This window comes from Mycolicibacterium palauense, assembly GCF_002592005.1.
Lineage (GTDB): Bacteria > Actinomycetota > Actinomycetes > Mycobacteriales > Mycobacteriaceae > Mycobacterium > Mycobacterium palauense.
Window position 1 is genome coordinate 1 of the sequence record NZ_NVQF01000004.1, and the last position, 20,985, is coordinate 20,985.

Below are 20,985 nucleotides of genomic sequence, written 5' to 3' on the forward strand. Positions count from 1 at the left end.
AGTGGTGTGGAGTGAAGGACTGTGTTCGTGTCGTCTTTTTTTTCGTGTCAAGCAGGAGGCGGCATACGAGGTCAGCCTGGGTCTCGTGGGCTCGGAGATGTGCATAAGAGACAGCATCGAGGCCGGCGCCTGGCGGCGCCTATGTGCGTGGTTGAGTGTGGTTGTTATACAACGGGTTTCGAGGTGTTGGGTTGGGCGGGATGGCCTGCGGCCATCGCTTTCGGTCGTTTATCGTTGTAGTGCAACAGTTTTGGAATCGCGTGGGTGGTGATGGCTTCGCCATTGGTCATGTCTTAATCATACTGTATTGCAGTGTGTTTCGGGTATGTCGTCTCGGCTTCGCCTCGACTGGTGTGGTGGAGCTGCGGGCGCCCGGCCGGCGGCCCCGACTTGAGGTCGTTGTGCGCCTTGGCATCTCGAATCACGTCCGGGCTCCGCCCTCAAAGCCCATTTGCATTGTGTGGCAGCAGTATTCGGCGATACGTCACTGCACGCCTACGGCGCTTCCCCCGTGCCACTCATGGCCTGGATGACCGTGGTGGGGCGACGTCGGCGTCGACGCTCCACATAGCTGCCCATTTGCTTAAACTGCAATACCTGAGGGTCAGAGTTCCCGATGCCCTGCCCCGCTATCTCCACCGCGCACGTCCCCTTGGGGTGTGATCAGTCCTTCGTGGCGTAGAGCTCGGCCTCGGCGATCGCACCGCCGTCATAGGGGCCTGAATAGCCCCGTCCAGCGGTTAGGAGGTGGGCGTGGGCGTCACTGGCAGCGCGGCAGAGATGCTCCCGCCCATGTCGTCGTGGATCTTGTCGCACACCGGCCGGGTCCCGCAGTCGATCGTCCAGTTCTTGCCCGCCAGGATCCCGTAGTCCAGTCCCGCCTGGCGGAAGAGATCAAACGTCTTGACCTGCTCGTCCAGCCTCTCCTGGCTCGCGTAGATGGCGAGCACGACGGTCCGGCCATACGCCTCACACGATCCGGTGTCGACGGGGTAGACGCCGCCACCGAGCGGCTTGACGGTGCACGACTGCCCGAACCGGTTCAGTTCGTCTGCCATCGCCTGGATCGATGGGTACTCCTGCAGGCCGGACAGTTTCGTGGGTTGGGCGGTGGCGCTGCTGGCCGTCTGCGGCCCAGCAGTTTCCTGCGCCCCGCACGCAGCAGCTAACGCGGTACATGCGAGAGCCGCGACAGCAAGCCGATACGTCCTCGCCCGACCCCCGCTCAGCATGGCAGCACCCTACAACGCCCTGACCGGATGCGACTGCGATACCTGGGTGCCATGGTTTCCGAGGTTTCCCGGCCCCGATCCGCAAGTGTTGGTGGTTATGCGCGCTCCATTGCGCTATTGATCGTCGATCTTGTGGGCGATGCGTCGGGCAAGTTCTGCACCGCGGTCGTCGATGTTCATGGCGCACGCGGACAGGTCGACGACCACGTTGTTCTGCACAGTCATCGCACGCTGGCAGGACCAGCCTGGGAGGTCCTGTTCTGACCGGGTGATGGTGAGCACGCCCTGGTCGTCGGTCGCGGTATTGAGTGACCAGTAGTGCGCTGGTTGTCCGGGGTCGTTCAGGGCGACGCGCCGGTCGTCGCACCTGGCCCACTCAGCCTTCTGGGCGGTGAATAGCTCCTGGGCGCTGGCCGCGTCGGGGAAGGACACAACCGACTGGTAGACGATGTGGTCGGCGTTGTCAGGGCTGTCGCGCAGTTCCTCGACGCGGACAGCGGTCCAACCGCTTCCCTCATAGGTGTGGCGTTGAGCTTCGGCCCACACCAGACACCCGTCGTCCAACGGTTCGTTCTCGTACAGCCCGTGGCTGGAGCTGGTGACGCTCAGGGAGGCGCCCATCACCGCCCCCACTTCTCGGCTGCTGAGCAACAGCTGGGACAGCGCCGCGGTGGATATGGGCCGTGGTGCATGCCCCATGGTCGGGGCCGCGACGACGGTCCCGTCGGTGCTGACCGTGCAGCCGGCCGTCAGCACGCTCAGCATCGCTGCGCAGCACGCTGTGCTCATCCGGAAACCCATCTCCGCCCTCCCGCGTCGTGTGTGTCGGAACGTGTCTCTGCGGGGGAAGTACCGGCCTGGACGGCCCGTTCCGTCGTCACGCCGTCAACGAATCCGGCGGCCGCTCTCGACGTCCTCCCCTGTGGGGCCGGCGCCCCTGCTCCTGTGGCGCCGAGCCGCGGCTGCGATGATCCGTTGCCATCTCCTCTGCCGGGGCCCGGAGGGCGCTCTCAGGCACCGCTCCGGGCCGTCTGGGGCCGCAGCGCTCAGCTGGTCGCGGCGGGCTCCCACCTCACGCACGCCGTCTCGCACTGTTCGACGTACCGCTCGCTGAGGTCCGCGCTGCTGATGAACCGCAGCGGGCACGTCTCCTCCCACACTTCGGGCAGCTGCTCGATCGGGTGGATGTCGTCAGCGGTGTAGCCGCAATCGAGCATCAGCTCCCGGTCGCCACCCCAGACGATCAGGTAGACCTTGTGGCAGCCGTCGTAGGCGAACTCGCTGGCCTCGACCACGACGTCGTTGATCATCAACGTCCCGCCGCTCACTTGCCCGCCTCCGCGATCGTGCGCAGGTGCGCCAGGGTGATGTACGGGTTGTATGACCCCGGCCAGGGCGAGTCATCGTTGAGGAACGCCTCGGCGGGGAGCCAGCCGATGGCGTAATCCAGCTCGGCGTCGTCCAACGCTTGCCCACCACTCGCGTTACCGACGTGTCGCACATAAGAGGGCAGTCGATTCTCGTCGTCAACGTAAACTGCTGCCACTGCGCCGATTCCGAGTTCCTCTAGCCGCTCGATGGCGTTGGCGATCGCCTCTCGCTCCTGGGAGGCGGTGCTACTGGCAGCAGCAGCTTCGTTGTCGATTGGCGGCGTGTCGTCGACGCCGTTGTCGGCGGCCTCATTGTTTGCGGATGATTTCAGCATCATGCTCCCTTTGCGGGTCCAGTGACCGAACGCGCACGTCCAGCCGGATTGTGTTGAACTCTGTTGTCCAACACCATGATTTTACCGCGGCGCACCGACACTTTTCGCGCACGGTCGGAAACGTCAAAGCCCAAGCGAAGCGTCGTCTCGGCACCACTACGGCTTGGTCAGCTGCCGTCGTACAACGCCTCGAGTTCTTGATCGCCGAGGACGACCTCCACACGCTCGTCGAGAGCATCAGCCGCGTCGCAGAGTTCCTATCCGGGACGCAGTTCACAAGGCCACTCGACCTTCTCGATTTGCCCACCATCGATCGCATCATCGACGCCCTCCGCGACCGCGCCCAAGAGCTCTCCTTTGCACGACCGCTCAGTGCCGAGTTGCCGGGCGCCATCACCTACGGATTCATCGAGACCGATGGCGACGATCAGACATAGGGCATCTCGGGCCGGTCCTGGAGAGAGGTCAGCCGCGCACCCACCCCTCCTGGAGCGCTCGTGTCGCCGCGATGGCGTCCTTGAGTGTCGGTGCGATCTGCAGCTGGTCGAGCAGGACCCAGAGCCGAGAGGACGGGTAGACGCCGGCGCCGTTGGGGATGGGTTCGAGCGGGGGGATTCTGGGCCCCAGGTCGTACACAGCGTGCGGTCGGTCGCTGGCGTCGTTCTCGGGCAGGTAGGGGAACCGGTCGCGGATGGTGGGAACGACATCGGTGTGCATGATCCGGTGGATGCGCTGCACGGCGCCGCCCCACCGGAAGGCCATGAAGTTGGGCGGGTCGGTGGGCCATCCACCGACGCCGTAGGGGTGGAAGTAGCAGAGCTGATCGGTGACGAACTCGCGGAACGTCGGGGTGCCCTCGCCGCCGGGGCGGTCTTCGCTGAGCACCACGCTGTAGACCAGGCTGTCGGCCACTGTGCGCATGCGTATCACTTCCATCAGGTAGGTGTGCAGCTCGTCAATCCAGATACGCTCTCGCCCGCGACATTTCGCTCGCGCCTCCGTGATGTCGGCGAGGACGTCGCGCCACGGCAGGTGCACCACTGGGACGCCTTCGATCTGCGTCGGCAGTTGGGTCTCGGCGAGAGCGGTAGAGGCCTGCGACAGTGACACCAGCGCCCCCGAACCGTACCGGTGGATGCGCGAGACGTATTGCGCCAGTTGCATCGTCGTGGGAAGCAGCCAGTCCCGCTTGGCTTCGAAGATCAGCAGCGCCGAGCTAGCCGGCAACCGCACCTCAAGATCCGTGCGGCCGACCTCGGCGCGCACTTCCAGCGCGAAGTCGACGTCTTCACCGTCACCGAGTCCCGGCCAGACGCGGGTGAGCACGGCGTCGCTGAGTGCCCGACAGCGCGCAAGAGTGAACCCGAGTGCTGCAGTCAGGTCGTTCTCGTTCTGGCCGAGCAGGCTGAACGCCGATCCCACCTCGGTTCCGTACCGCGTCAGGGAAGCCACGCCGTATCCCCTCCCACGCTCCGCCGGTAATGCCACGGTGGCCGGCCATCGGTCGGGGACCTGTCGTCGCGTCTGGGCGCAGGCGTCACGCGGGGTCGGGACAGAAGTCGATGTCCTTGCCGTCGACGTTGACCGTGGCAGACCACCACCACACCGGACCGAGGGCATCCAGGCCCGCCTGGGGCAGCACCATGCCGATCTCACCGGGGGTGTCGGTGTCGGCGAAGCCGTCCATGTTGTGCTGGGTGCCCTCGGCGAACGGAAAGTAGAAGTAGCCGACCTTCTGCCCGTCGAGGGTCTTGTATCCGAGCTGCACGCTCTCCCCGGCCGGGTTGGTGGCCAGCAGCGACCAGAGCACGGTGCCGGTGGTGGGCACGTCCCCGGTGTAGGTCATCGTCACCTGCGCGCTGGTGCCGGCGCGTCCGGCCATCTCACCGACCTTGACCTCGACCCCGGTGAGGTCGATCGGTGTTGCCGAGACCGCCGATGTGCACGCCGACTGCGGGCCGGCCAGTACCTTGCCTGGCGGCACTGCCGGCGGGGCGGCGGGTGCGGCCGTCGTGGGCGAATCGGTGGTGGAGACCGGCATGCTCACTGACGTGCTGACCGTGAGCTCCGGGCTGGTCGAGGACGAGGCCGTCGACGTATCGGGAGCGCTTCCGCAACCGGCGGCTACGACGGCGACCACGCCTACCGGACCGCACACCATCCGGACCTGCCGTCTGCGACCGCGATCCATGCTCACCCCCCTGGTCGTCACCGTTGCTCCTAGCAAAGGTACGCCACGGTCATCGACCAGCTGCGGTCAGCGATCGGTGAGCAGCCGGAGGTGACCCGTGTCAGGGTTCTCACGCGTCTTGGCGACGCGCTCCAGCGCGGAATCAGGCTGCAGGACTGTCGCTTTGAATGAGCCTGAGCACCATCTGGCGGGCCTCGGGGTTGAATGGCTCGGCGTGCAGGTCATCGCAGGCGATCTTGAGTTCGCGAACGAAGTCCCGCACCACGGTCCAGTCCGGGTCGTTGGTTGCCGACATCCCCGTCGCAGCGTCCATGGGCGTGACCGTTCCCTTCACTCGTAGCGACCGGTCACCGCGCCACACGGGGGACCTCATTGGTTGCTACATAGATCCTCACACGACGTGGGGGCGGGCCGGTGCACCAATTTTCGGCGGTCGATTACCGGCCCCGACCTGGGCGTTGTCGGCTTCCGGCGGACACCGCGACCGAGTGAGCGGTGCCGTCATCCAGACCGTCGTGCGGTGAGGTCATCGCCGGGGCTGTCGGTCAGCGCGTGCTCTGAGGTGTCGGGGACGCCGGCCCGGCGTGCGGTGCGATCGGCGGTGGCCAGGAGCCGCCGTAGACGGCCCGCGATGGCGTCCTTGCTCATCGGCTCCTCGGCGAGGCGGCCCAGCTCCTCCAGCGACACAGCGGGATGCGCGATCCTGAGGCGTCCAACCTTTGCGAGGTGGTCGGGTGCGGTCGCACCGAGGATGTCGAGCGCTCGGGACACTCTGGCCGCGGTTTCTGCACCGGCCGCTTCTGAGCGTCTCCGGTTGGCGTCGTCGAAACCGGCGGACCGGTCGACCGGCATCCGTTCGACGCTGCGCTGACGGCGCTCTACCCACGCTTGGTGCGTCGTGACTGCGCCGATGCGCAACAGCATCTCCCCGGCCCGTTCGGGGTCGCGCACCACGACGCGATCGACGCCCCGGATCTCGTTCATTTTCGCCGGCACTGCCAGACGTCGCGCGGCTCCGACGAGCGCCAGTGCCGCCTCGGGGCCGGGACAGGTCACTTCCATGCCGCGGGTTCGCCCGTTCTCGACCAGTGCTCCCCGTGCGAGGAAAGCGCCGCGCCAGGCCGCCTCCAGGTCGGGAAGTTGTCCAGTCACCACGTGGGCGGGCATGCCGCGCACCGGCTGGCCGCGTTGGTTGAGCAGTCCGGTCTGTCGCGCGAGCGCCTCGGCGCTGTCGGTGACGCGGATCAGGAACCTCTCGCCGCGGCCGGCGGCGGGCGCGAGCGGCCTGATCGCGGGGGTCTGCCCGTACAGGTCGTGGATGTCTCTGCACAGTCGCCGGGCGATTCCGAGCTGATCGACTTCGGCCACGACGGCCAGCCGGGAGTTGACGATCTGCAACCCGCCGCCGAATCTGAGCAGCGCCGAGACTTCGGCTCTGCGTGCCGAGGGCGAGCGCACCACCAGCTGGCTCAGCTCTGCTTTCGCATCGACTGTTGCCGTCATCGTGGGTTCCCCTTCACGTGTGCTTGCCGCGGCGAGCCGAGCCGGGTGCGTGAGGCCGATCCGGCCGACCGTGTTCGCCTCATGATGCCCCAGGTTGTGTGCCGAACCGGCCCCTCGCCCGGCATGAATTCCGGAAGCGTCTCGATAGCTGCGCCGCGGTCGATGCGGCGAATCGAACCACACCCACAGGAAGACGTGACGTGCGATAACCCCGACTTCATCCCCAGTCGTGGGAATATTGATCTCGATACAGGAGGGAGCACCGCGTGACTGACATCGCTGATCGAGCGCGCCTGGCGCTCGTCCTGTGCGCCGTCGGGACGACTCGACGGTGAGCACCGGCGACGAGGTGACCCAGATCCTCAACCAGCTGCGGGGGTTGCTGGGTGAGGGCACGCCGGTCACGGCCCCGCTACCGTCGCAGGTCCCCGCTCAGATCCAGCAGCGCCTCAACGCCCTGCCTGGCGGGCTAGGCGTCTTCATCGACAAGTTGATCGACGAGCGCAAGAGCCAGGCCGAGATCAGCGCCGCCCTGGCTGAGGTCGACCCCTCGCTGGTGCCGGTCGTCGACGAATCCGGGGCCAACGTGACCGCCGCTCGCGACGAACTGAACGGCACCCAGGACACCTACGCCGATCGCCGCGACCAGTTGGCCCCGGTAGAGGGCACTCCGATGGGACAGTTGGGCGTGCTGCAAGCCAAGGCTGATGCCGTCGGCAATGGCGCCAACACCGTGCGCGCGCAGATGCCGCCGGCGGATCTGCGCCGAGTCCTCGTTGACCGCCTCGCGCAGCGCTACTACGAGCAGGCCAAGGCGGCGATGCAGGGCGCCGGTGGCGGGATGCCGGGCGCCGGTGGCGGGATGCCGGGCGGCGGTGGCATGCCGGGCGGCGGCGGTGGTGGGGGTTCTCCGTTAAGTGCGCTGGCCTCACCGGCGGCGAGCTTGGCGTCTGCGTTCTCGCCGTCCTCCTCGGCGAAGGACGGGTCTCCGGGTGAGCAGCGATCGGCGTCCGCACTGCCGTCCGGCCGTGGTGGCAGTGAGGCCGGGCGCCGGGTGGCGGAGAAGGCGCTGGCCGCGAAGGGGCTGCCGTACGTGTGGGGCGGCGGCGGCACCAGTGGCCCCACGGGCGGCGGATTCGACTGCTCGGGGCTGACGCAGTGGGCCTACGCTCAGGCGACCGGCGAGTCCTTACCTCGCACGACCTACGACCAGATCCAACTGGGCACGCGCATCAACCCCGCCGACGCTCAACCGGGTGACCTCGTGTTCTCCCGGTTCAGCAGCCGCGGACCCGAGCACGTGCAGATAGCTCTCGGCGGGGGTCAGGTGGTGCACGCCCCGCAACGCGGCGACGTGGTGCGCATCGCCGCGATGCCCACCGACGTCGTGGTCAAACGAATAGTCTGATCCTCAATGCGGACATCGCCTGTCCGCCAACGTTTTATGAGGGTTCCGGCGCCAGGTTGAGTAACTGCTGACTGCCGGCTTTGAGTTCGGCGGCCAGCCGTTTGGCGGCTTTGCCATCGAGTTCTAGGAAACTGGTTGAGCCGCGATACTCGTCGGTCTCCCTTCGATCGATGACGATGAACGAGGCGCCGTTCTTGATCTTGTCACTGGCTCCGAGGCTGACCTCTTTGTTACTGTGCGGCAGCGCAATTCGCTCCAGTCGGTCACTGTTCCTCCACTGGCCGCCTTCCAGGGCGACAGCCAGCGCGTAAGCGATCGGTGCATCGAGCTCGGCTGCCTGATTCCACGAACCCCACTTCAGTTGGCCGGCCCATCGCAGATGGACGCTCGGGGTGTGCTCGCCGATGGTGTAGCTGGCGGTGATTTCGTGGCCGAGAGTGTTGGCGATGGTCACGGGGCGATGCCCGTTGAGCTGCTCGAATAGCAGGGCCCCCTGCTCCCCGATGCCCTCCACCACGGACTCGCGCTGGGCGGTGAGGGCATTGATTCGGGCGGTCAAGCGGGCGCGCTCACGCTCCAGCTCGGCGACACGTTGTGTCGACCGTTGGAAGTGCGATCGCGCTTCTGCGGCGCACCGGCGCGGCCCGCCGGGTTCGTCAGCTGCTTTGCACATGGACACTCGGCTCGGCCGGCGCGGCGGGTCGCAGCGGGGACCATGGTCTGTCGCGGTCGGCCACCGTGCGTCAATCCCCGAGCGGCGCGCAGCCCCGCTCGGGGATGGCTGCCCGAGTCGTCCGCGACCGCGTGGGCTCACCGGCGGGGTCGGATGCGACTTGCGCGAGTTGCTCGACTCGTGGGTCTACCGGACGGCCGGTGCACTTGCTTGCTGTGACTGCGGCCTGGGCGGCGGCGATGCGGACAGCGAGGCCGCGCTTCGGAGGAACTGGTTGCGGCGGCGCTGGTGAACGGCTCAGTGAGTGGGGCATGCGGTGGGACTCCCTGCGGGTAGGACTGTTCTACCCAAGGAGTACCTGCAGATCCCGGCCTTTCCGTCACTCAGCTCGACGGTGGGGATCTTCGGCGGCCAACAGCATGAGTGTCTAGGTATCCGCTTCGTCGGCCGAGGCCTGCCGGCGCTGTTCTGCGGCGATGTCGACGGCCATCTGCATCTGGTCGGCAGTGAACATCCGCCCCTGGTCAGTCCACGTGCTTCCGACGAGTTGGCTGATGGCGGGCTGCGGGAGCCCGCTTGCGTCGGAGACGTCCTTGACGGTGAACAGCGGACCGGGGTCAGCGGTGCGGCGGCCTCGACCAGGACGGTGCATTGGCAGCACGTTGTCGGCCATGGTGTCCACATTAGATCGCCGCGACGCTCGGTCCGCACACCACTTCGGGTCACTGACCAGCCCCGGTGGCATGTCCCCCGCCTCAGTCGGCCCGAGCGTGGTCCGCGACACAGGCACCGGCTGCGGCGGTGGGGCGGCGGGATACATTTGCTCACCATGGCGGCGCCGGTTCTCAGCCCCGACTGTCTCGGCTGGGCTCGCGCCGCCGGCTACGGATGCAGTACGGACGACTCGACCGAGACCGTGGTGTTGCGATCGCAGATGGGGCCACCGACGCGGTATCACATCCGCCAGGTTCGCGACCGACTACGGCTGACTACTCAGACCGAGGACGACACCGAGGAACGACACATGCTGTTCGCCGCGGATCGGGAGGTGCTGGAACGGTTCCTGTACGGCGTGTTCGGGGATGACATCCGTGATGATCTGGGCCTTCCCTACCTTGAATTGCCCTGGACTGCTGACGATCTGGCCGCCGGATACACCCTCGGCGAAGTGGAGCGCGGGTACCGGACGCTGCGCCGCGGCGGAGTTCCCCTGGCCGCGGCACCAGATCCCACCCTCAGCTTGCTGGCCCTGGTCCCGCTGTCTCACTTCCTCGGAATGACCGCCGCGGCGTTGAGGGCGGCGTTCCTGGCCGAGAACGGCGCACCGCTGCTCACCGACGGCGCCTACTCCACCGGCACCCCGCCGCGCCGCACTCCGTAGCCGGGCGCCGGCGCCCCACTGCTCCGAGGACCAGACCTGGGCGGCCTGCCCGAAGTTGCTCCGACCGCCGCCCCCGCAGAGGTGTAGAGCCTCTGCGGGGGCGTGCGGTTCTGGGGTCAGCCCGCCTTGTACTTGAGTTGGGCCACCACACACTCGGTGGGGTCCACGTCATCACGAACACCCAGCAACACGGGTTGATACAGCGCACCGCCGACCTGCGCGGCGTAGAGGTAGCGAACCTCGACCACATCTCCGACGCACGGGATGTGTTGGTTAGCAGGCACCGTCACATTACCGACGCTCTGCCAATGGCTCCCATCCAGCAGGCTCACACCCACGCTGCGCTGTTGATTGATCGTGGTGACCACCGCCGACGCCGTGGCCACGAACTTGAGCTTGAGTTGGGTGCCGCCGCTGTTGGGCCGACCCGGCCGGTAGGGCGAATCGGAGCGCTTGAACACCACCCCCTCCGCGTTGCGCTCGCGGAGTTCGGCGAGCCGGTCAGCCTTGTCCGCGGCGTCAGTCCAACAGTCCACGTATCCGAGGTGCGCCGTCTCGCCTGCGGCGTCGAGCAGGTCGGTCAGAGCGCTGTAGCGCACACCGTAGGGGTGCTCGCGTAGGTCGATCCCGTGGTGCGACAGCATGTCGAACACGTGGAAGCGATCCCCGATGACTTCGCCGTCGAGCACGACGTCACCCGGAATGGCCGCGGCGGCAGCGATGATGGGGGCCGCCACGCTGACGCCCAGACCGAGTTTGTTGATCCCCTCGACGTCGCCACCGACCTTGCGCAGCAGCAGCCGACGGCCGTCGAACTTCTCCTGCATGATCCAGAGCGGGTCGGCCACGACGCGGCTGATGTCGGCGTCGGCGACGACGTTGAGCAGTTGCGGAAGCAACCCACTGACTCGGCCCGCGTTCTCGCTTTGAAGGTAGGGCGTACCGGCTTCGCCGTCGGTGTATCCCTTGGATCGCTTCTCGGCCAACACCTTCTCGAAGTTGCGCCGCGCCGCTGCGTAGTCGACCGGCGTCTTGGTCTTGGTTCCGGTGGACATGGTTCCTCCCCGCCGACCGTAGGCGACGTTGACGACGTATCCGCCCTCCGCGGCCGCCTCGATTCGAGCGTGGTACACCTTGTCGCTGGTACCCGACGTGAAGTACAGGGTCACCGAATCTGTCTGGTTGTCCATGCTGACGTTCCCTTCGTAGGTGAGCAGACGCGCACGCCTGCCCGTTTGGTTGGACACTGCTAATTCTACGGTGCGGCACTGACATTCAGAGCGCGCCGACCGCGCCCTCGGCTGTCTGGTCGCGGTCGGCCACCTGTGCAGGGGTCAGCCGTGGCGGGCGGCGGCGGCGATGATTCGCCGACGGAACACTTCAAGCTGCGAGGGCCGGGCGGCGAGCGCTTCGGCGCGGCCGCGCAGGTCGGTCAACTGCGCGGGGTGCAGGCCGGCGGTGTGTTCGCCGCTGCGGCCGGTGAAGAGGGCGACCCCGAAGTAGGGCTGGTAGACGGCGCGGTACTCGGCCAGCAGCAGAGTCGCCAGTGGGTTAAGCGTCGCGGCGACGAGCTCGACGTCGCCCAGGTCGGGCATCCCTTCGTCGTCGGTCCACATGTCGATGCGCTCGGTAGCGTCAGTGACGGTGTAGAGCCGGCATCCGATGGCCTGACGGATGGTGGCCCCGAACCTGCCGGTGTCGCACGGAGTGAGGTCGATGGTCTCGATGCTGGCGTCGGTGCCGATGCGGAGCGCCTGGCCGATGCCGACGGCCGGGCCGGGCCGGTGGTCGTTGGTGATGTCATCGGAGCGGAGCAGAGCGTCGGGCTGGGTGTTGGCGATCATGTGGGCCTCCTTGGCCGTCGTGGACCGGGCGCTGCGCGCTCGGCCGGGTGGGTGGTTCGTCCTGACTGTATCGCGGGCCACCGACACCGTTGGTGTCGGCGGAGTCCTTGCCGTGTGCGGCTCGATCAGTACATGGCCCAGTCGATTTCGCCGATAGTGACACCGAATTCCGAGGCGGCGCGCTGGTAGATGTCATCGATGTCGACGCGCACTTGGCGACCGTCGGCGTGTACGGCGATGCTGTAGGCGCTGAGGTAGCGCAGCTTCTCCGACCCGACGTGAACGAACACGGCTACCTGATCGTGTTGGAGGTGCTCGGCGATCATGTCCGGGACGCTCAACTGGGTGGGCTCGGCGTCGTCGTCGGTGTAGACGAGCTGGCCCCAGCTGCCGGAGGCGTCGTCATCGGAGACGCGGATGAACACCGCGTCTGCTCCTCGATCGGGCCGGGTGTCGACGATGAAGTCAGCGCCCGCCAAAGCGGTCGTGAGCGCGTCGATGTCCTTGACCTTGAAGACGTTGGTGCGGCCCTTGCCGTAGTAATCGGCCATTGCGTTTCTCCCTGCCGTACGTGTCGGTGACCGAGCGTCCCGCACTCGGCCGTATGCGCCACTGGTAAGTGACTACCTCGATTCTATTGCAGGGCACCGACATTCTCGGCTGCCGACCGCGCGTCCCACGCTCGCATACCGTCGCGGATGGCGGCCATGGCCGCGGTGTCGTCGGCGTTGTAGCCCAGCAGCCACTGCCGGGCCACCTCGGCGTGGGGGTTCCCGTCCCGCGCCTCGTCGTGGCGGCTCTGGGACTGGGCGCCGCCGGCGTCGACAGCCTGCCAGCGAAACCCGAACAGCGGCGCGACGACCTTGATGCTCGTGCCGTGCACGGTGAGGAACTGTTCTTTGAACACGCGCTCCAGGTCGGTGAACACCCCGTTCTCGGGGTCGAGCAGGTCGGCGACGTCGCCACCGAGGATGCGTCGGAGCCGAGACGGTTCGGCTGGCGACCAGTGGAACACCCGCAACGTGTCCCCTGCCGCGACGGTGTGGCGGTGCAGGTCCCGCAGCCAGCCCACGAAACGACGGGCCAGTGCCCGCTCCTGGGCGTCGTCGTCGATGCTCCAGTCGGCGAAGGCGTGGAACCGCGCGGTGGTCTCGTCGCCGCCGCGTCGCACCCTGGCTCCCCACAGGTAGACCTTGCCGTCGGCGTCCCATTCGATGTCGAGGTCGACTTCCACCGCGGCGGTGGGCACGTCGACCGGTTCACCGTGGATGAGGGACAGTGCGGTACCGGTGGCGATCATCTGCGCTCTCGCCACGGCGCCGCGCAACCGGGACCGCACGTGTTCGCGGCCCCTGTGGGAGGTTTCGGCGTAGTAGGCGTCGAGGAACCGATCGTCGTCGGCGTCGACGGCGGCCAGCGCGGCGGTGGTGCTGATGCCCAGTCGGCGAAGCGTCAGCCACTCGCGGGTGTCGAGGCTGCCCACCGTCAGTGCTCGGGAGGCGTCGTCGGCCCCCATCGTCTGCGCACAAACCCGCTCGTAGGGGCAGCTTCGGCATTCGGGTTGCCGGACGGGCTCGACGAGCAGGTCGCCGGCGGCCGCGGCGGCGGCGACCGCCACCCGGAACCGGTGCTCGTGGTCGTATCGCTGCAGCAGAGTGCGGGCGGCCTTGCCGCGGCTTCGGGAGTACGTGTGGCCCAGCGGCTCGGTCAGGTCATGCCACACCAGCACCCGCTCCTCGCCGGCGGCACCAGGCAGGGTGCTGGTGCCGATGATGGCGGCCCACAGGTGATCCGGGCCGGGGTGCCGCCCGCAGGCCTCCAGCATCCGGGTGTAGTGGGCCAGCTGCATTCCGTCGTGGAGACGATGCGTCGTCGCCGACGTCCAGCCCGGCTCCGTGTGGCGCAGATGCGGGCTCGGAAAGCGCGACACCTGGGCGGTTTTCGTCTTCTTGGCTTCCAGGGTGCGGTGGTGTTTGACGTCTCCGGGCAGGTACCCACCGTCGACTCGGATCAGGAGGTCGGGTTTGCCCTTGCGGGCACCGGGGCGGTCGTCGGGCAGCCATCCGCCGAGGATGAGCGGCGCTGCGGCGTCCATGGCGGCAAGAGTCGCTGCGACCGCCTCGTCGTGTCGTAGCCGCTTGTCGATGACGACGGCGCCGGGGTGCGCCTCGGTCAGGGCGGCGAAGATCTCGGCTTCGTAGGCGATGCCGGCGTTCAGTCGCGCCTGGTCCTCGTCGTCGGGCACCCATGTCTGCGGGTGGGGGCCGAAGTCGTGCTGGGTGCGCACGGGGCACTGTTTGGCCGCGTAGCCGCCGAGCAGCACCGCCCCACCGGTGTCGGCGCTCACGTGGGCACTCCACCATGGAGTGGCTGAATGTCTCCGAGATCCCAGTCTTGCCAGGGCATCCGGCCGTGCGCATCCGGCCAGAGGATCTGCTGTGCGGCGAGCACGGCGCCGTAGAGTGCCCGCACGGTGGTCAGGTCGTCGGTGTCGTCCATGGTGAGCGCGACGACGGTCAGTCCCCCAGCGAGCACTTCGGACAGCGGTTCGCCGCACGGAAGCTGTCCGTGGTCGAGGGCCTTGCGGGCGGCGGCGTTGAGCACACCGTGGGCGGTGTGCGGTGGTAGTCCGTAGATCGCCAGCTCGGGCAGTCCCCGGTCGGTGAGTCCGACGGTGTAGCTGAACGGGGGGCCGTCCTCGGCGCTGGTCGGGAAGACGCCGATCACGGCCCACCCGTGGGTGTCGATCAAGCGGCGGGTGTCGCCGTATCGGTCTGCGGTGTTCACGCGGTGACCTCACGTCGCCAGGCGTGACGGTGGCCTTTGCCGGGACGTTTGTGCATCCGGGCTTTGTTTCGGCTGCGCGGCGTCAGCTGGGCCGGGGAGCGTCGCTGCTCAACGCGGGCGCGTCGGCGCATCTTCTCCTGGTGATCCGCGTGTGCGGCGAGATCGTCTGCAGTGGAGTGCATCGCTGTCTCCTCATCGGTCGATGACAGGGCCCTCGGGCCGTGCCGGTGGTGGGCCGCGATGCTGCTGCGACCCGTTTCGGTGAGTGTATCGGTCGGCTGTGACACTCGGCGCGGGCCCGCTGGACAGCGTGCCCGCGCCGGTGGCCTCACCCGATGCCGCGGCGTAGCGCCGTGCTCATCAATCCGTCGATGTGCCAGTGCGACTCGGTGAGGTCACCGAGTGTCGGGGCGCCCTTGCGGTGCCGTCGGATGGGTGCACGGTGTGCGGCGGCGAAGTCCTTCCCGACGTGGACCAGGAACAGGATCTCGCGGCGCCGGGGGTCGCGGGAGGGCCTGATGGCAGCGGGGTCGCTGTCGGTGGCGTCGGGGGTGACTTCCCATGCCGAGGCCAGCCAGAGGGCTTCCACGGCGCGGTGCCGCTGCAGCAGAGCGGTGACGGCGTTGGCGGTTGCGTCCTTCTGTTGATTGGTGTGTGCGACGGCGGTGATGTGCCGCCGACCGTCGGCGGTGGTGAAGAACAGCATCGGCTGCCAGTCGTCGGTGGAGGCGCGAAAGCCCGTCTGGACGGCTCGGGCGCCGTGGTAGGCCACCGTCACCAGGTCGGTGCTCGCGTGCGCGGCGGCGGTGTTCACGGCTTCTCCCAGGGGTCGGTCGAGGCGATCGGGTTGGCGTTGCGATCGTCGCGCACGCGGCCCAGGTGGGTGTTGAGGTCGGCGAGGATGACGGTGTAGCCGCTGGGTGCAGTCTGCTCCCAGCGGATCAGCTCACGTGGGAGGTTGCCGATCGCGTCGTTGAGTCCGTCGAAGCTGAACCCGTGGTCGTGCGCCTCGGCGCGTTCGTCCAGCAGTGCGGAGCGGTCGTAGGTGAGTGCCAGGCTGCGGTGTTCCTCGTCGATGCACAGGCTGGCGCGGCCGGTCTTGAGCATCCATGCGCGAACGATCTCGGTCGAGCGCAGCGCGATCGCCCGGTCGAGCGCGTCTCGGTGGCCCAGCAGCGCCGAAAGCAGTGGGTCTGTATCAGTCACGGGTGTCTCCTTCGTGGTGGACCGGGCTCGCGTGCCTGGCCGTTGGTGTGCCGACTTGTGTTGTGCGGCTGTGCTACTCGTATCGCCTGGGTATGACGCGTGCGTTGCTAGTCGGTCACCCACACCCTGCCGATGGGGTGGCCGTCCTGGTTGGGCACCGCGGTGAAGGCGAGCTCGCGCAGCTCTCCGCGGGCGAGTTGTTCCTCGACGCGGGCGATCACGGCCTTCAGTGCTGAGGCGGTCCCCCGCCAGCCGTGCTCGGCGCTGGCGTCGATCTCGACGTGCAGGGTGCCGTGCAGCCGCCAGTGGCGTTCTGCGGCGGCCTTGAACGCTGCGATGAAGTCCACGATCGACACCGTTGGATGTTCGTCGAGTTCACCGTCCCAGGCCAGCCGGTCGGTGTCCTCGACGGTCATATCGTTCAGGAACATGTCGAACCACTCGTCGTCGATGCGGTTCATCTCCAGCCCGACCAGCTCCAGGATCGCGGGGCGGTACTCCGTGCCTCGCACGAGGTACCCGTCGAGTTCGGCGCGCTGAGCGTCGGTCATCTCTCCGGCGAGCACGATGGTGCCGTGGACGGTGCACGTGGTGGTGTCGCGCGGGTCAGCCATGGTGTCCTCGTTCTGCCGGTGCGGTGGTCCAGTCCCGGCGGGCGTCGGCGATCGCGGCCCGCACGGGGGCGAACGCGCACCGGCCGCCGTTGATCTGGGCGTGGATGCGTTTTGGCGTGGCCAGGTGCGCCCGGTTGGTGCTCAGGTAGAGCAGGGTGAGGTCGTAGGCGTCCCAACGCACGCGGTAGGCGCCGCGGCTGTGGGCCGTGCGGTAGCTCAGCGATAGGCCGCGTCGGCGGTGCTCGTCGGCGGTCTCCCCGGCGACGGGGACGTGGTGAGGTGTCATGGTCATGGCGTGTGTCCTTTCGGCTGTCCGCTGTCGAGCAAGCGCGCCCGGCGGCGGGCGATGGCGAGTGGGGGTTCAGCTGCGGGGTGGCGCGGTCGTCCAGTTGGCCATGAACCAGTCCCAGTGCGGTCGAATCCGCAACCCGGACTCCGCTTTCCACAACCGCAGGGTCTCCACGCGCACGGTGTCGATGCGGGTTCCGTTGCGCAGGGGCACGGGGGCGGCCAGTGTGATCCACTGGCCACGGGCGGCGAGCGCGGCGGCGCGCTTCTGTTGGTAGTGGGCGGCTTCGCGGCGCCACTGTCGGGCGTACTCACCCTCGGGTGGGTCGGTCAATGCTGCCAGGACGGTCGCGCCGACGCCGACCGCTGTCGGCCCCATGGTCTCGTCCATCATCTTGATCACGACGTCGCCGCGATGCTGGGCGAACAGGGTGATGGAGGCCCACACCTGGCCGGATTCTTCTCGGTGGGCCGCGAAGTACATTCCGCCCCATTCGCATCCGTCGCCGGGGGCGCTGTTGGATGCGATCACTTCGGCGCGGGTGCCGCGCACGTACTGTGCGACTTCGGCGAGGGCCGAGCTTCCTCGGGGGATGGCGTAGCTGATTGATCCCATGGTGCCGGTCTCCCTTGTGGTGTCGGTGACCAAGTGCGCGCACTTGGCCGTATGGGTGTCGTGCCGTGTTGCGTCTCAACGTTTCTGAGGGTACCGGTGGGTTCTGACACCCGCCGGTACCCTCGGCGGGTCACGCCTGGTTCCACTCCTCGGCGGTGTCCTCCGTGCCGACGAACTGGTATTGGCACTCGTAGCAGCGCGCGGTGCACGCTTGGCGGTTGATCCAGTAGCCAAAGTGGCGGTGCGCGCTGCTGGTGTCCGGTGAGGCGGCGAAGGTGCGCAGGACGCTGTTGGCGACGTTGCAGATCTCGTCGAGATGCTCGCGGGCACTCTCCCGGACGTCGGTGCCCTTCTCGACGCGAGCGACCTCGGTCCATCCGCTTGTGAGGCCGACGAGGCGTTGGTCTCCGGCCGCGTTCTTGAGCACGGCGTAGAAGCCGCTGAGTTCGGTGTCGTCGTCACCGTTGACCTGCAGGTCGAAGCTGGCGTCGCCGATGACCACGCCGGCCTGTTGTGCCTCGTAGAAGAACTGGGACAGGGTGGCGCCGGCGGTCGGCTCCGTCCACTCGGGCACATCGCACTCCAGCTCGTCGCCCTTGGCCTCACACCAGCGGTCGAAGGCGTCGTCGTCGATGCTGAACAGTGTGATCTGAGCGGCGGTGAGGGTCACGGTGAACGCGGGTGCGGTGGCGGTGGAGGTGGTCATGGGTGTCTCCCTGAGAGGTGTGGGACCGGGCACTCGTGTCCGGCCGGAGGTGTGTGTCGACGTGCTGCTCGACTGACCTCGATTCTAATGGATCGCACCGACAGAGACGGGTGCGCGCTGCCTCGAAGCCGGCCGCGCCGTCAGCCGCGCCGCCGGTGATCGACGGCTCCTGGCAGCGGCTCGCCGCCGCGGCGGCCGAGGGGGTCGTTCATCTGCTCCGGGGACCAACTCGAGAAGTCCGCCGGGGGCTGAGCGTCGACATAGGCCGCGGTGGACCGCATGCCGTATCCAAGGGTTGCTGCGTCCCGTTCGCGGTCGCTGCGCACCTTCTGGTCGCGTTCCCGTTGTGCGGCGCGCTCGGCCTGCTCGGGTGTCTGATCGGAGTAGCCCGGCTGGCCGGTGCAGTCGCCGGCCAGGTTGTAGAAGTGGCTGTAGGCGTTCTCGCGGCGGTAGTCCGGGTTCGTGACGCGGTGCGCGGCATACCACTCGTCGAAGTCCGGCGCGTACGGCGGCGTGAACGGCGGAGGGCCGATGTGCGGTCCCCAGGCCTCGACGGCGGGCGCGGAGGTCTCGGCGATGCGTGCGTGCAGTGCACGCTGGCGGGTCTCCAGCGCCGTCACTTCGGCCGCCGACCGGGCGGCCTTGGCGCGGCAGTCGCCGCTGCATCGCTGCGGGCCGCCGGGCTCGTGGCTGCCTTTGCACATGGTTCCTCCAGGGCTCTGCGGACGTGTTCGTAGTGGTAGTACCGGCGTCTTGCCCTGTTTCCGTCGCGGCTGCGCGGACTATCTGGTCCTGGCGCGGCTGACGGAAATGTCGGCGGCGGCCGGTACTACCGATCTGGGACCTGTCGACGGGGCCGTGTCGTGGTCGTCGGCACTGGCGGACAAGACGATGCGATGCGGCGGAATGAGGGCACAGTGTGCAAGGCCAGTCACGAGCCCGGCGGCCCGCAGCGCTGCAGCGGTGACGCTCGCCGTGCTCTCGCGTCCTCGATGGGCGCCGTGGCGCAGCTGGAGCGCTGTAGGGATGCCCTGATCACGACGGCCGCTCCACATGACGTCCGGCCTGACTGGGGCCGCGCTGTCGAACTGCGCCGGCAGTACCTCGCCGATGCGGCGGCGGCGTCCCCTCGTGTCGCGGCGACGCGGTTCGCGCGCGCCGTTCTACGGGAGGGGGTCGCGGTCGTCGTCGACACCGAAACGGTGTCGATGGGCGGCCCGATCTGCGAGATCGCAGTGGTGGACGCGCATACGGGTAGGACGCTGCTGAACACGTTGGTCAATCCGGGGTGTCCGATGACGCCGGCGGCTCAGGCCGTCCACGGGATCACCGAGCGCGAGGTTACCGGCCCGCATGTGCCGTCGTGGGCGGCGGTGCATCGACGGTTCGCGCAACTCGTCGACGGCAAGGTGGTTCTGGCGTACAACGCCGACTACGACCGCAGGGTGGTCGCCGATGACTGTCGCCGCTGCGGCGTGGACGCCTCCGGGTTGATCTCGCACGCTCATTGGTGGGCCGACGTGATGGCTCCGCGCAGCGACTTCGAGGGCACGTCACGCCGGCTGCGCAACGGCGGCGGTCACCGCGCCCTCGGAGATGTCGAGCTGACCCGCCGTCATCTGCTGACGATGGCAGCGGGCCCGTAAGCCACCAGGCGGTTAGACCTCGGCCACACTCACGTTGGTGACATCATCTGGCATGACGACGATTTCGTGTTCACCACGTCCCCGTAGATAGGCGATGACCGCTGCGGTGCGGACCGTTCCCGATGCCACTCGGGGAGGCCCGTGGCCTCCGAAGCGGAGCGCGAAGTTGCGGGCAATCGAGAAGTTCAGGGTCCAGCTCATACCCGCGTGCCGTCCATCGACGGTGAAACCCCTGTGAATGGAGACGGTTTCGGGGTTCCGGGCCAGATTGCGTCGCTCCGCTTCGGTCATCATCAGGTGCCTGCGCGGGGTGCGGGATTCGTCCTGCAGGAGCGTCACCCACAGGTGTTCGTGCTCGTAGATGTTCTCGGCGTCGACCCACAGGTCGGCGAGCCGGGTCCAATAGTCGACGTCGCCGAGCTGGGCCGAGATGCGGGTGAACGCGTGCACTCTGAAGGGCCGCTCGTGCAGGAATAAGTACTGGGTCCAGTCTCGGCGCTCTGCAGCGATCCGGCATTCGGCCTGTTTGGCACGTAGCCGCGCGTTGGCCATGGCGTTGAGCTGTGGGCTGTGCGGGATGGAGAACACCAGGGGGTGTTTGATGACGGGCCCCAGGATCGAGTCCACTAGGTAGCCCTGCAGTTCGTTGTCGAGCGATTCTTGCCGCTGCATGAGGAGATCGAGGTCGGTCATGTCGGTCGTCCTTGCCGGGTTGGTGGCCGGGCTCGCATGCCGGGCCGGATGAGCGGTCGAGGTGCAGAAAGGCGTTACGGCGCCGCCGGCTCGGTGTCGGCTTGCCAGATCGCTCTACTGCGCACTGTGGACCGTCGGCGACCATGGCACGTGGTGCAGGGACCGGGGATGCCTCGCTTGGTGCTGAAGAGGCGTCCTCGGCATTCCGGGCAAGTCACCGTCAGCGTGATCGCGCCGGGCCGGTGTGCTGATGCGTGCGTCCAGCGGCTCCACGCTTGCCGCCAGGAACCGAACTGCTCGGGCTGACTCACGGCCCATCTGGCGAATTCGGTTCGTAGGTCGTGCAATACGTCTGTGGCGCGCAGATCGGGCAGGGCAGCTAGCAGTAGATGGTGCGGCAGTCGGTGGATCTCGCGTGCGATGTCGTGGTTGGGCATGGCGGTGTGCCTTTCGCGCTGGTGACCGGGCACTCATGCCGGGCCGGATTGTGCT

At 67.7% G+C, this 20,985-nt stretch carries 29 protein-coding genes; 4 read left to right on the forward strand and 25 right to left on the reverse strand.

The window, feature by feature from the left end:
* Window positions 1-164: 164 nt before the first annotated feature.
* From CSR00_RS31515 to CSR00_RS29935, 5 genes are all read right to left on the reverse strand, one after another.
* Entirely contained in the window at window positions 165-290 is a 126-nt protein-coding gene (locus CSR00_RS31515) for a hypothetical protein (protein WP_281259660.1), read from the reverse strand.
* Between the two features lie 450 nt (window positions 291-740).
* Complete coding sequence (locus CSR00_RS29930; RefSeq protein WP_141564221.1) at window positions 741-1,058, reverse strand: hypothetical protein; 318 nt, start codon at window positions 1,056-1,058, stop codon at window positions 741-743.
* A 288-nt stretch (window positions 1,059-1,346) separates the two neighbouring features.
* Window positions 1,347-2,021 (reverse strand): sensor domain-containing protein, encoded by a 675-nt coding sequence (locus CSR00_RS02405; protein WP_245905789.1) that lies wholly within the window; start codon window positions 2,019-2,021, stop codon window positions 1,347-1,349.
* 257 nt (window positions 2,022-2,278) lie between these two features.
* The gene (locus tag CSR00_RS02410; protein WP_141564222.1) at window positions 2,279-2,560 is read right to left on the reverse strand and encodes a hypothetical protein; all 282 of its coding nucleotides are present in this window, start codon (window positions 2,558-2,560) and stop codon (window positions 2,279-2,281) included.
* Window positions 2,557-2,937: a hypothetical protein gene (locus CSR00_RS29935; protein ID WP_141564223.1), complete on the reverse strand. Its 381-nt coding sequence runs from the start codon at window positions 2,935-2,937 to the stop codon at window positions 2,557-2,559. Before CSR00_RS29935 ends, CSR00_RS02410 begins: the two co-directional genes overlap by 4 nt.
* Window positions 2,938-3,134: 197 nt before the next feature.
* Here CSR00_RS29935 and CSR00_RS02415 point away from each other — a divergent pair, with 197 nt between their 5' ends.
* Window positions 3,135-3,374, forward strand: a complete 240-nt coding sequence (locus tag CSR00_RS02415; RefSeq protein ID WP_099020817.1) for a hypothetical protein — start codon at window positions 3,135-3,137, stop codon at window positions 3,372-3,374.
* 28 nt (window positions 3,375-3,402) lie between these two features.
* Here the strand turns inward: CSR00_RS02415 and CSR00_RS02420 are convergent, their stop codons facing one another.
* The 4 genes from CSR00_RS02420 to whiA form a co-directional block, all read right to left on the reverse strand.
* Window positions 3,403-4,389 (reverse strand): hypothetical protein, encoded by a 987-nt coding sequence (locus CSR00_RS02420; RefSeq protein WP_099020818.1) that lies wholly within the window; start codon window positions 4,387-4,389, stop codon window positions 3,403-3,405.
* 85 nt (window positions 4,390-4,474) lie between these two features.
* The gene (locus CSR00_RS02425; RefSeq protein ID WP_245905790.1) at window positions 4,475-5,149 is read right to left on the reverse strand and encodes a hypothetical protein; all 675 of its coding nucleotides are present in this window, start codon (window positions 5,147-5,149) and stop codon (window positions 4,475-4,477) included.
* A gap of 121 nt (window positions 5,150-5,270) precedes the next feature.
* On the reverse strand, window positions 5,271-5,441 hold the full coding sequence (locus CSR00_RS30500) for a hypothetical protein (RefSeq protein WP_176561867.1): 171 nt from the start codon (window positions 5,439-5,441) through the stop codon (window positions 5,271-5,273).
* A 188-nt stretch (window positions 5,442-5,629) separates the two neighbouring features.
* Window positions 5,630-6,631 (reverse strand): DNA-binding protein WhiA, encoded by a 1,002-nt coding sequence (whiA, locus tag CSR00_RS02435; protein WP_099020820.1) that lies wholly within the window; start codon window positions 6,629-6,631, stop codon window positions 5,630-5,632.
* A gap of 331 nt (window positions 6,632-6,962) precedes the next feature.
* Between whiA and CSR00_RS31115 the strand changes: the two genes are divergently transcribed.
* The gene (locus CSR00_RS31115; RefSeq protein WP_245905791.1) at window positions 6,963-8,039 is read left to right on the forward strand and encodes a C40 family peptidase; all 1,077 of its coding nucleotides are present in this window, start codon (window positions 6,963-6,965) and stop codon (window positions 8,037-8,039) included.
* 34 nt (window positions 8,040-8,073) lie between these two features.
* Here the strand turns inward: CSR00_RS31115 and CSR00_RS02445 are convergent, their stop codons facing one another.
* Together CSR00_RS02445 and CSR00_RS02450 are read right to left on the reverse strand one after the other, a co-directional pair.
* Window positions 8,074-8,598 (reverse strand): hypothetical protein, encoded by a 525-nt coding sequence (locus tag CSR00_RS02445; protein WP_099020821.1) that lies wholly within the window; start codon window positions 8,596-8,598, stop codon window positions 8,074-8,076.
* Between the two features lie 541 nt (window positions 8,599-9,139).
* Complete coding sequence (locus tag CSR00_RS02450; RefSeq protein ID WP_245905792.1) at window positions 9,140-9,385, reverse strand: hypothetical protein; 246 nt, start codon at window positions 9,383-9,385, stop codon at window positions 9,140-9,142.
* A 156-nt stretch (window positions 9,386-9,541) separates the two neighbouring features.
* Here CSR00_RS02450 and CSR00_RS02455 point away from each other — a divergent pair, with 156 nt between their 5' ends.
* Complete coding sequence (locus CSR00_RS02455; protein ID WP_099020822.1) at window positions 9,542-10,093, forward strand: Imm61 family immunity protein; 552 nt, start codon at window positions 9,542-9,544, stop codon at window positions 10,091-10,093.
* 116 nt (window positions 10,094-10,209) lie between these two features.
* Here the strand turns inward: CSR00_RS02455 and CSR00_RS02460 are convergent, their stop codons facing one another.
* From CSR00_RS02460 to CSR00_RS02515, 13 genes are all read right to left on the reverse strand, one after another.
* A complete protein-coding gene (locus tag CSR00_RS02460) occupies window positions 10,210-11,283 on the reverse strand; it encodes an ATP-dependent DNA ligase (RefSeq protein ID WP_099020823.1) in 1,074 nt (357 codons plus the stop codon).
* Between the two features lie 144 nt (window positions 11,284-11,427).
* On the reverse strand, window positions 11,428-11,937 hold the full coding sequence (locus CSR00_RS02465; RefSeq protein ID WP_099020824.1) for a DUF3846 domain-containing protein: 510 nt from the start codon (window positions 11,935-11,937) through the stop codon (window positions 11,428-11,430).
* A 125-nt stretch (window positions 11,938-12,062) separates the two neighbouring features.
* A complete protein-coding gene (locus CSR00_RS02470) occupies window positions 12,063-12,488 on the reverse strand; it encodes a hypothetical protein (protein WP_099020825.1) in 426 nt (141 codons plus the stop codon).
* A gap of 83 nt (window positions 12,489-12,571) precedes the next feature.
* On the reverse strand, window positions 12,572-14,284 hold the full coding sequence (locus CSR00_RS02475) for a ribonuclease H-like domain-containing protein (RefSeq protein WP_099020826.1): 1,713 nt from the start codon (window positions 14,282-14,284) through the stop codon (window positions 12,572-12,574).
* Window positions 14,281-14,724: a DUF4262 domain-containing protein gene (locus CSR00_RS02480; protein ID WP_099020827.1), complete on the reverse strand. Its 444-nt coding sequence runs from the start codon at window positions 14,722-14,724 to the stop codon at window positions 14,281-14,283. The genes CSR00_RS02475 and CSR00_RS02480 overlap by 4 nt, the downstream gene beginning before the upstream one ends.
* The gene (locus tag CSR00_RS29945) at window positions 14,721-14,906 is read right to left on the reverse strand and encodes a hypothetical protein (protein ID WP_141564225.1); all 186 of its coding nucleotides are present in this window, start codon (window positions 14,904-14,906) and stop codon (window positions 14,721-14,723) included. The genes CSR00_RS02480 and CSR00_RS29945 overlap by 4 nt, the downstream gene beginning before the upstream one ends.
* Before the next feature lie 146 nt (window positions 14,907-15,052).
* Window positions 15,053-15,538, reverse strand: a complete 486-nt coding sequence (locus CSR00_RS02485; protein ID WP_099020828.1) for a hypothetical protein — start codon at window positions 15,536-15,538, stop codon at window positions 15,053-15,055.
* Window positions 15,535-15,930, reverse strand: coding sequence for a hypothetical protein (locus CSR00_RS02490; protein ID WP_099020829.1), 396 nt, complete (start codon window positions 15,928-15,930; stop codon window positions 15,535-15,537). The genes CSR00_RS02485 and CSR00_RS02490 overlap by 4 nt, the downstream gene beginning before the upstream one ends.
* A 107-nt stretch (window positions 15,931-16,037) precedes the next feature.
* Complete coding sequence (locus tag CSR00_RS02495) at window positions 16,038-16,544, reverse strand: hypothetical protein (RefSeq protein WP_099020830.1); 507 nt, start codon at window positions 16,542-16,544, stop codon at window positions 16,038-16,040.
* Window positions 16,537-16,836, reverse strand: coding sequence for a hypothetical protein (locus CSR00_RS02500; RefSeq protein ID WP_099020831.1), 300 nt, complete (start codon window positions 16,834-16,836; stop codon window positions 16,537-16,539). The genes CSR00_RS02495 and CSR00_RS02500 overlap by 8 nt, the downstream gene beginning before the upstream one ends.
* A gap of 69 nt (window positions 16,837-16,905) precedes the next feature.
* Window positions 16,906-17,448, reverse strand: a complete 543-nt coding sequence (locus tag CSR00_RS02505; RefSeq protein ID WP_141564226.1) for a DUF6927 domain-containing protein — start codon at window positions 17,446-17,448, stop codon at window positions 16,906-16,908.
* A 130-nt stretch (window positions 17,449-17,578) separates the two neighbouring features.
* Complete coding sequence (locus CSR00_RS02510) at window positions 17,579-18,154, reverse strand: hypothetical protein (RefSeq protein WP_099020833.1); 576 nt, start codon at window positions 18,152-18,154, stop codon at window positions 17,579-17,581.
* A gap of 140 nt (window positions 18,155-18,294) precedes the next feature.
* Window positions 18,295-18,858: a hypothetical protein gene (locus CSR00_RS02515; RefSeq protein WP_099020834.1), complete on the reverse strand. Its 564-nt coding sequence runs from the start codon at window positions 18,856-18,858 to the stop codon at window positions 18,295-18,297.
* A gap of 297 nt (window positions 18,859-19,155) precedes the next feature.
* Here CSR00_RS02515 and CSR00_RS02520 point away from each other — a divergent pair, with 297 nt between their 5' ends.
* Window positions 19,156-19,800: a 3'-5' exonuclease gene (locus tag CSR00_RS02520; protein WP_176561868.1), complete on the forward strand. Its 645-nt coding sequence runs from the start codon at window positions 19,156-19,158 to the stop codon at window positions 19,798-19,800.
* Between the two features lie 12 nt (window positions 19,801-19,812).
* Here CSR00_RS02520 and CSR00_RS02525 read toward each other — a convergent pair whose 3' ends face one another.
* Complete coding sequence (locus CSR00_RS02525) at window positions 19,813-20,493, reverse strand: hypothetical protein (protein WP_099020836.1); 681 nt, start codon at window positions 20,491-20,493, stop codon at window positions 19,813-19,815.
* Window positions 20,494-20,985: the final 492 nt, after the last annotated feature.

Excerpts from the sequence above, each read along its gene's own strand:
- CSR00_RS31515 (WP_281259660.1), bottom strand. The coding sequence starts at position 290 with ATGACCAATGGCGAAGCCATCACCACCCACGCGATTCCAAAACTGTTG.
- CSR00_RS29930 (WP_141564221.1), bottom strand. The coding sequence starts at position 1,058 with ATGGCAGACGAACTGAACCGGTTCGGGCAGTCGTGCACCGTCAAGCCG.
- CSR00_RS02405 (WP_245905789.1), bottom strand. The coding sequence starts at position 2,021 with ATGAGCACAGCGTGCTGCGCAGCGATGCTGAGCGTGCTGACGGCCGGC.
- CSR00_RS29935 (WP_141564223.1), bottom strand. The coding sequence starts at position 2,937 with ATGCTGAAATCATCCGCAAACAATGAGGCCGCCGACAACGGCGTCGAC.
- CSR00_RS30500 (WP_176561867.1), bottom strand. The coding sequence starts at position 5,441 with ATGGACGCTGCGACGGGGATGTCGGCAACCAACGACCCGGACTGGACC.
- whiA (WP_099020820.1), bottom strand. The coding sequence starts at position 6,631 with ATGACGGCAACAGTCGATGCGAAAGCAGAGCTGAGCCAGCTGGTGGTG.
- CSR00_RS02450 (WP_245905792.1), bottom strand. The coding sequence starts at position 9,385 with ATGGCCGACAACGTGCTGCCAATGCACCGTCCTGGTCGAGGCCGCCGC.
- CSR00_RS02455 (WP_099020822.1), top strand. The coding sequence starts at position 9,542 with ATGGCGGCGCCGGTTCTCAGCCCCGACTGTCTCGGCTGGGCTCGCGCC.
- CSR00_RS02460 (WP_099020823.1), bottom strand. The coding sequence starts at position 11,283 with ATGGACAACCAGACAGATTCGGTGACCCTGTACTTCACGTCGGGTACC.
- CSR00_RS02465 (WP_099020824.1), bottom strand. The coding sequence starts at position 11,937 with ATGATCGCCAACACCCAGCCCGACGCTCTGCTCCGCTCCGATGACATC.
- CSR00_RS02470 (WP_099020825.1), bottom strand. The coding sequence starts at position 12,488 with ATGGCCGATTACTACGGCAAGGGCCGCACCAACGTCTTCAAGGTCAAG.
- CSR00_RS29945 (WP_141564225.1), bottom strand. The coding sequence starts at position 14,906 with ATGCACTCCACTGCAGACGATCTCGCCGCACACGCGGATCACCAGGAG.
- CSR00_RS02495 (WP_099020830.1), bottom strand. The coding sequence starts at position 16,544 with ATGGCTGACCCGCGCGACACCACCACGTGCACCGTCCACGGCACCATC.
- CSR00_RS02500 (WP_099020831.1), bottom strand. The coding sequence starts at position 16,836 with ATGACCATGACACCTCACCACGTCCCCGTCGCCGGGGAGACCGCCGAC.
- CSR00_RS02505 (WP_141564226.1), bottom strand. The coding sequence starts at position 17,448 with ATGGGATCAATCAGCTACGCCATCCCCCGAGGAAGCTCGGCCCTCGCC.
- CSR00_RS02510 (WP_099020833.1), bottom strand. The coding sequence starts at position 18,154 with ATGACCACCTCCACCGCCACCGCACCCGCGTTCACCGTGACCCTCACC.
- CSR00_RS02515 (WP_099020834.1), bottom strand. The coding sequence starts at position 18,858 with ATGTGCAAAGGCAGCCACGAGCCCGGCGGCCCGCAGCGATGCAGCGGC.
- CSR00_RS02525 (WP_099020836.1), bottom strand. The coding sequence starts at position 20,493 with ATGACCGACCTCGATCTCCTCATGCAGCGGCAAGAATCGCTCGACAAC.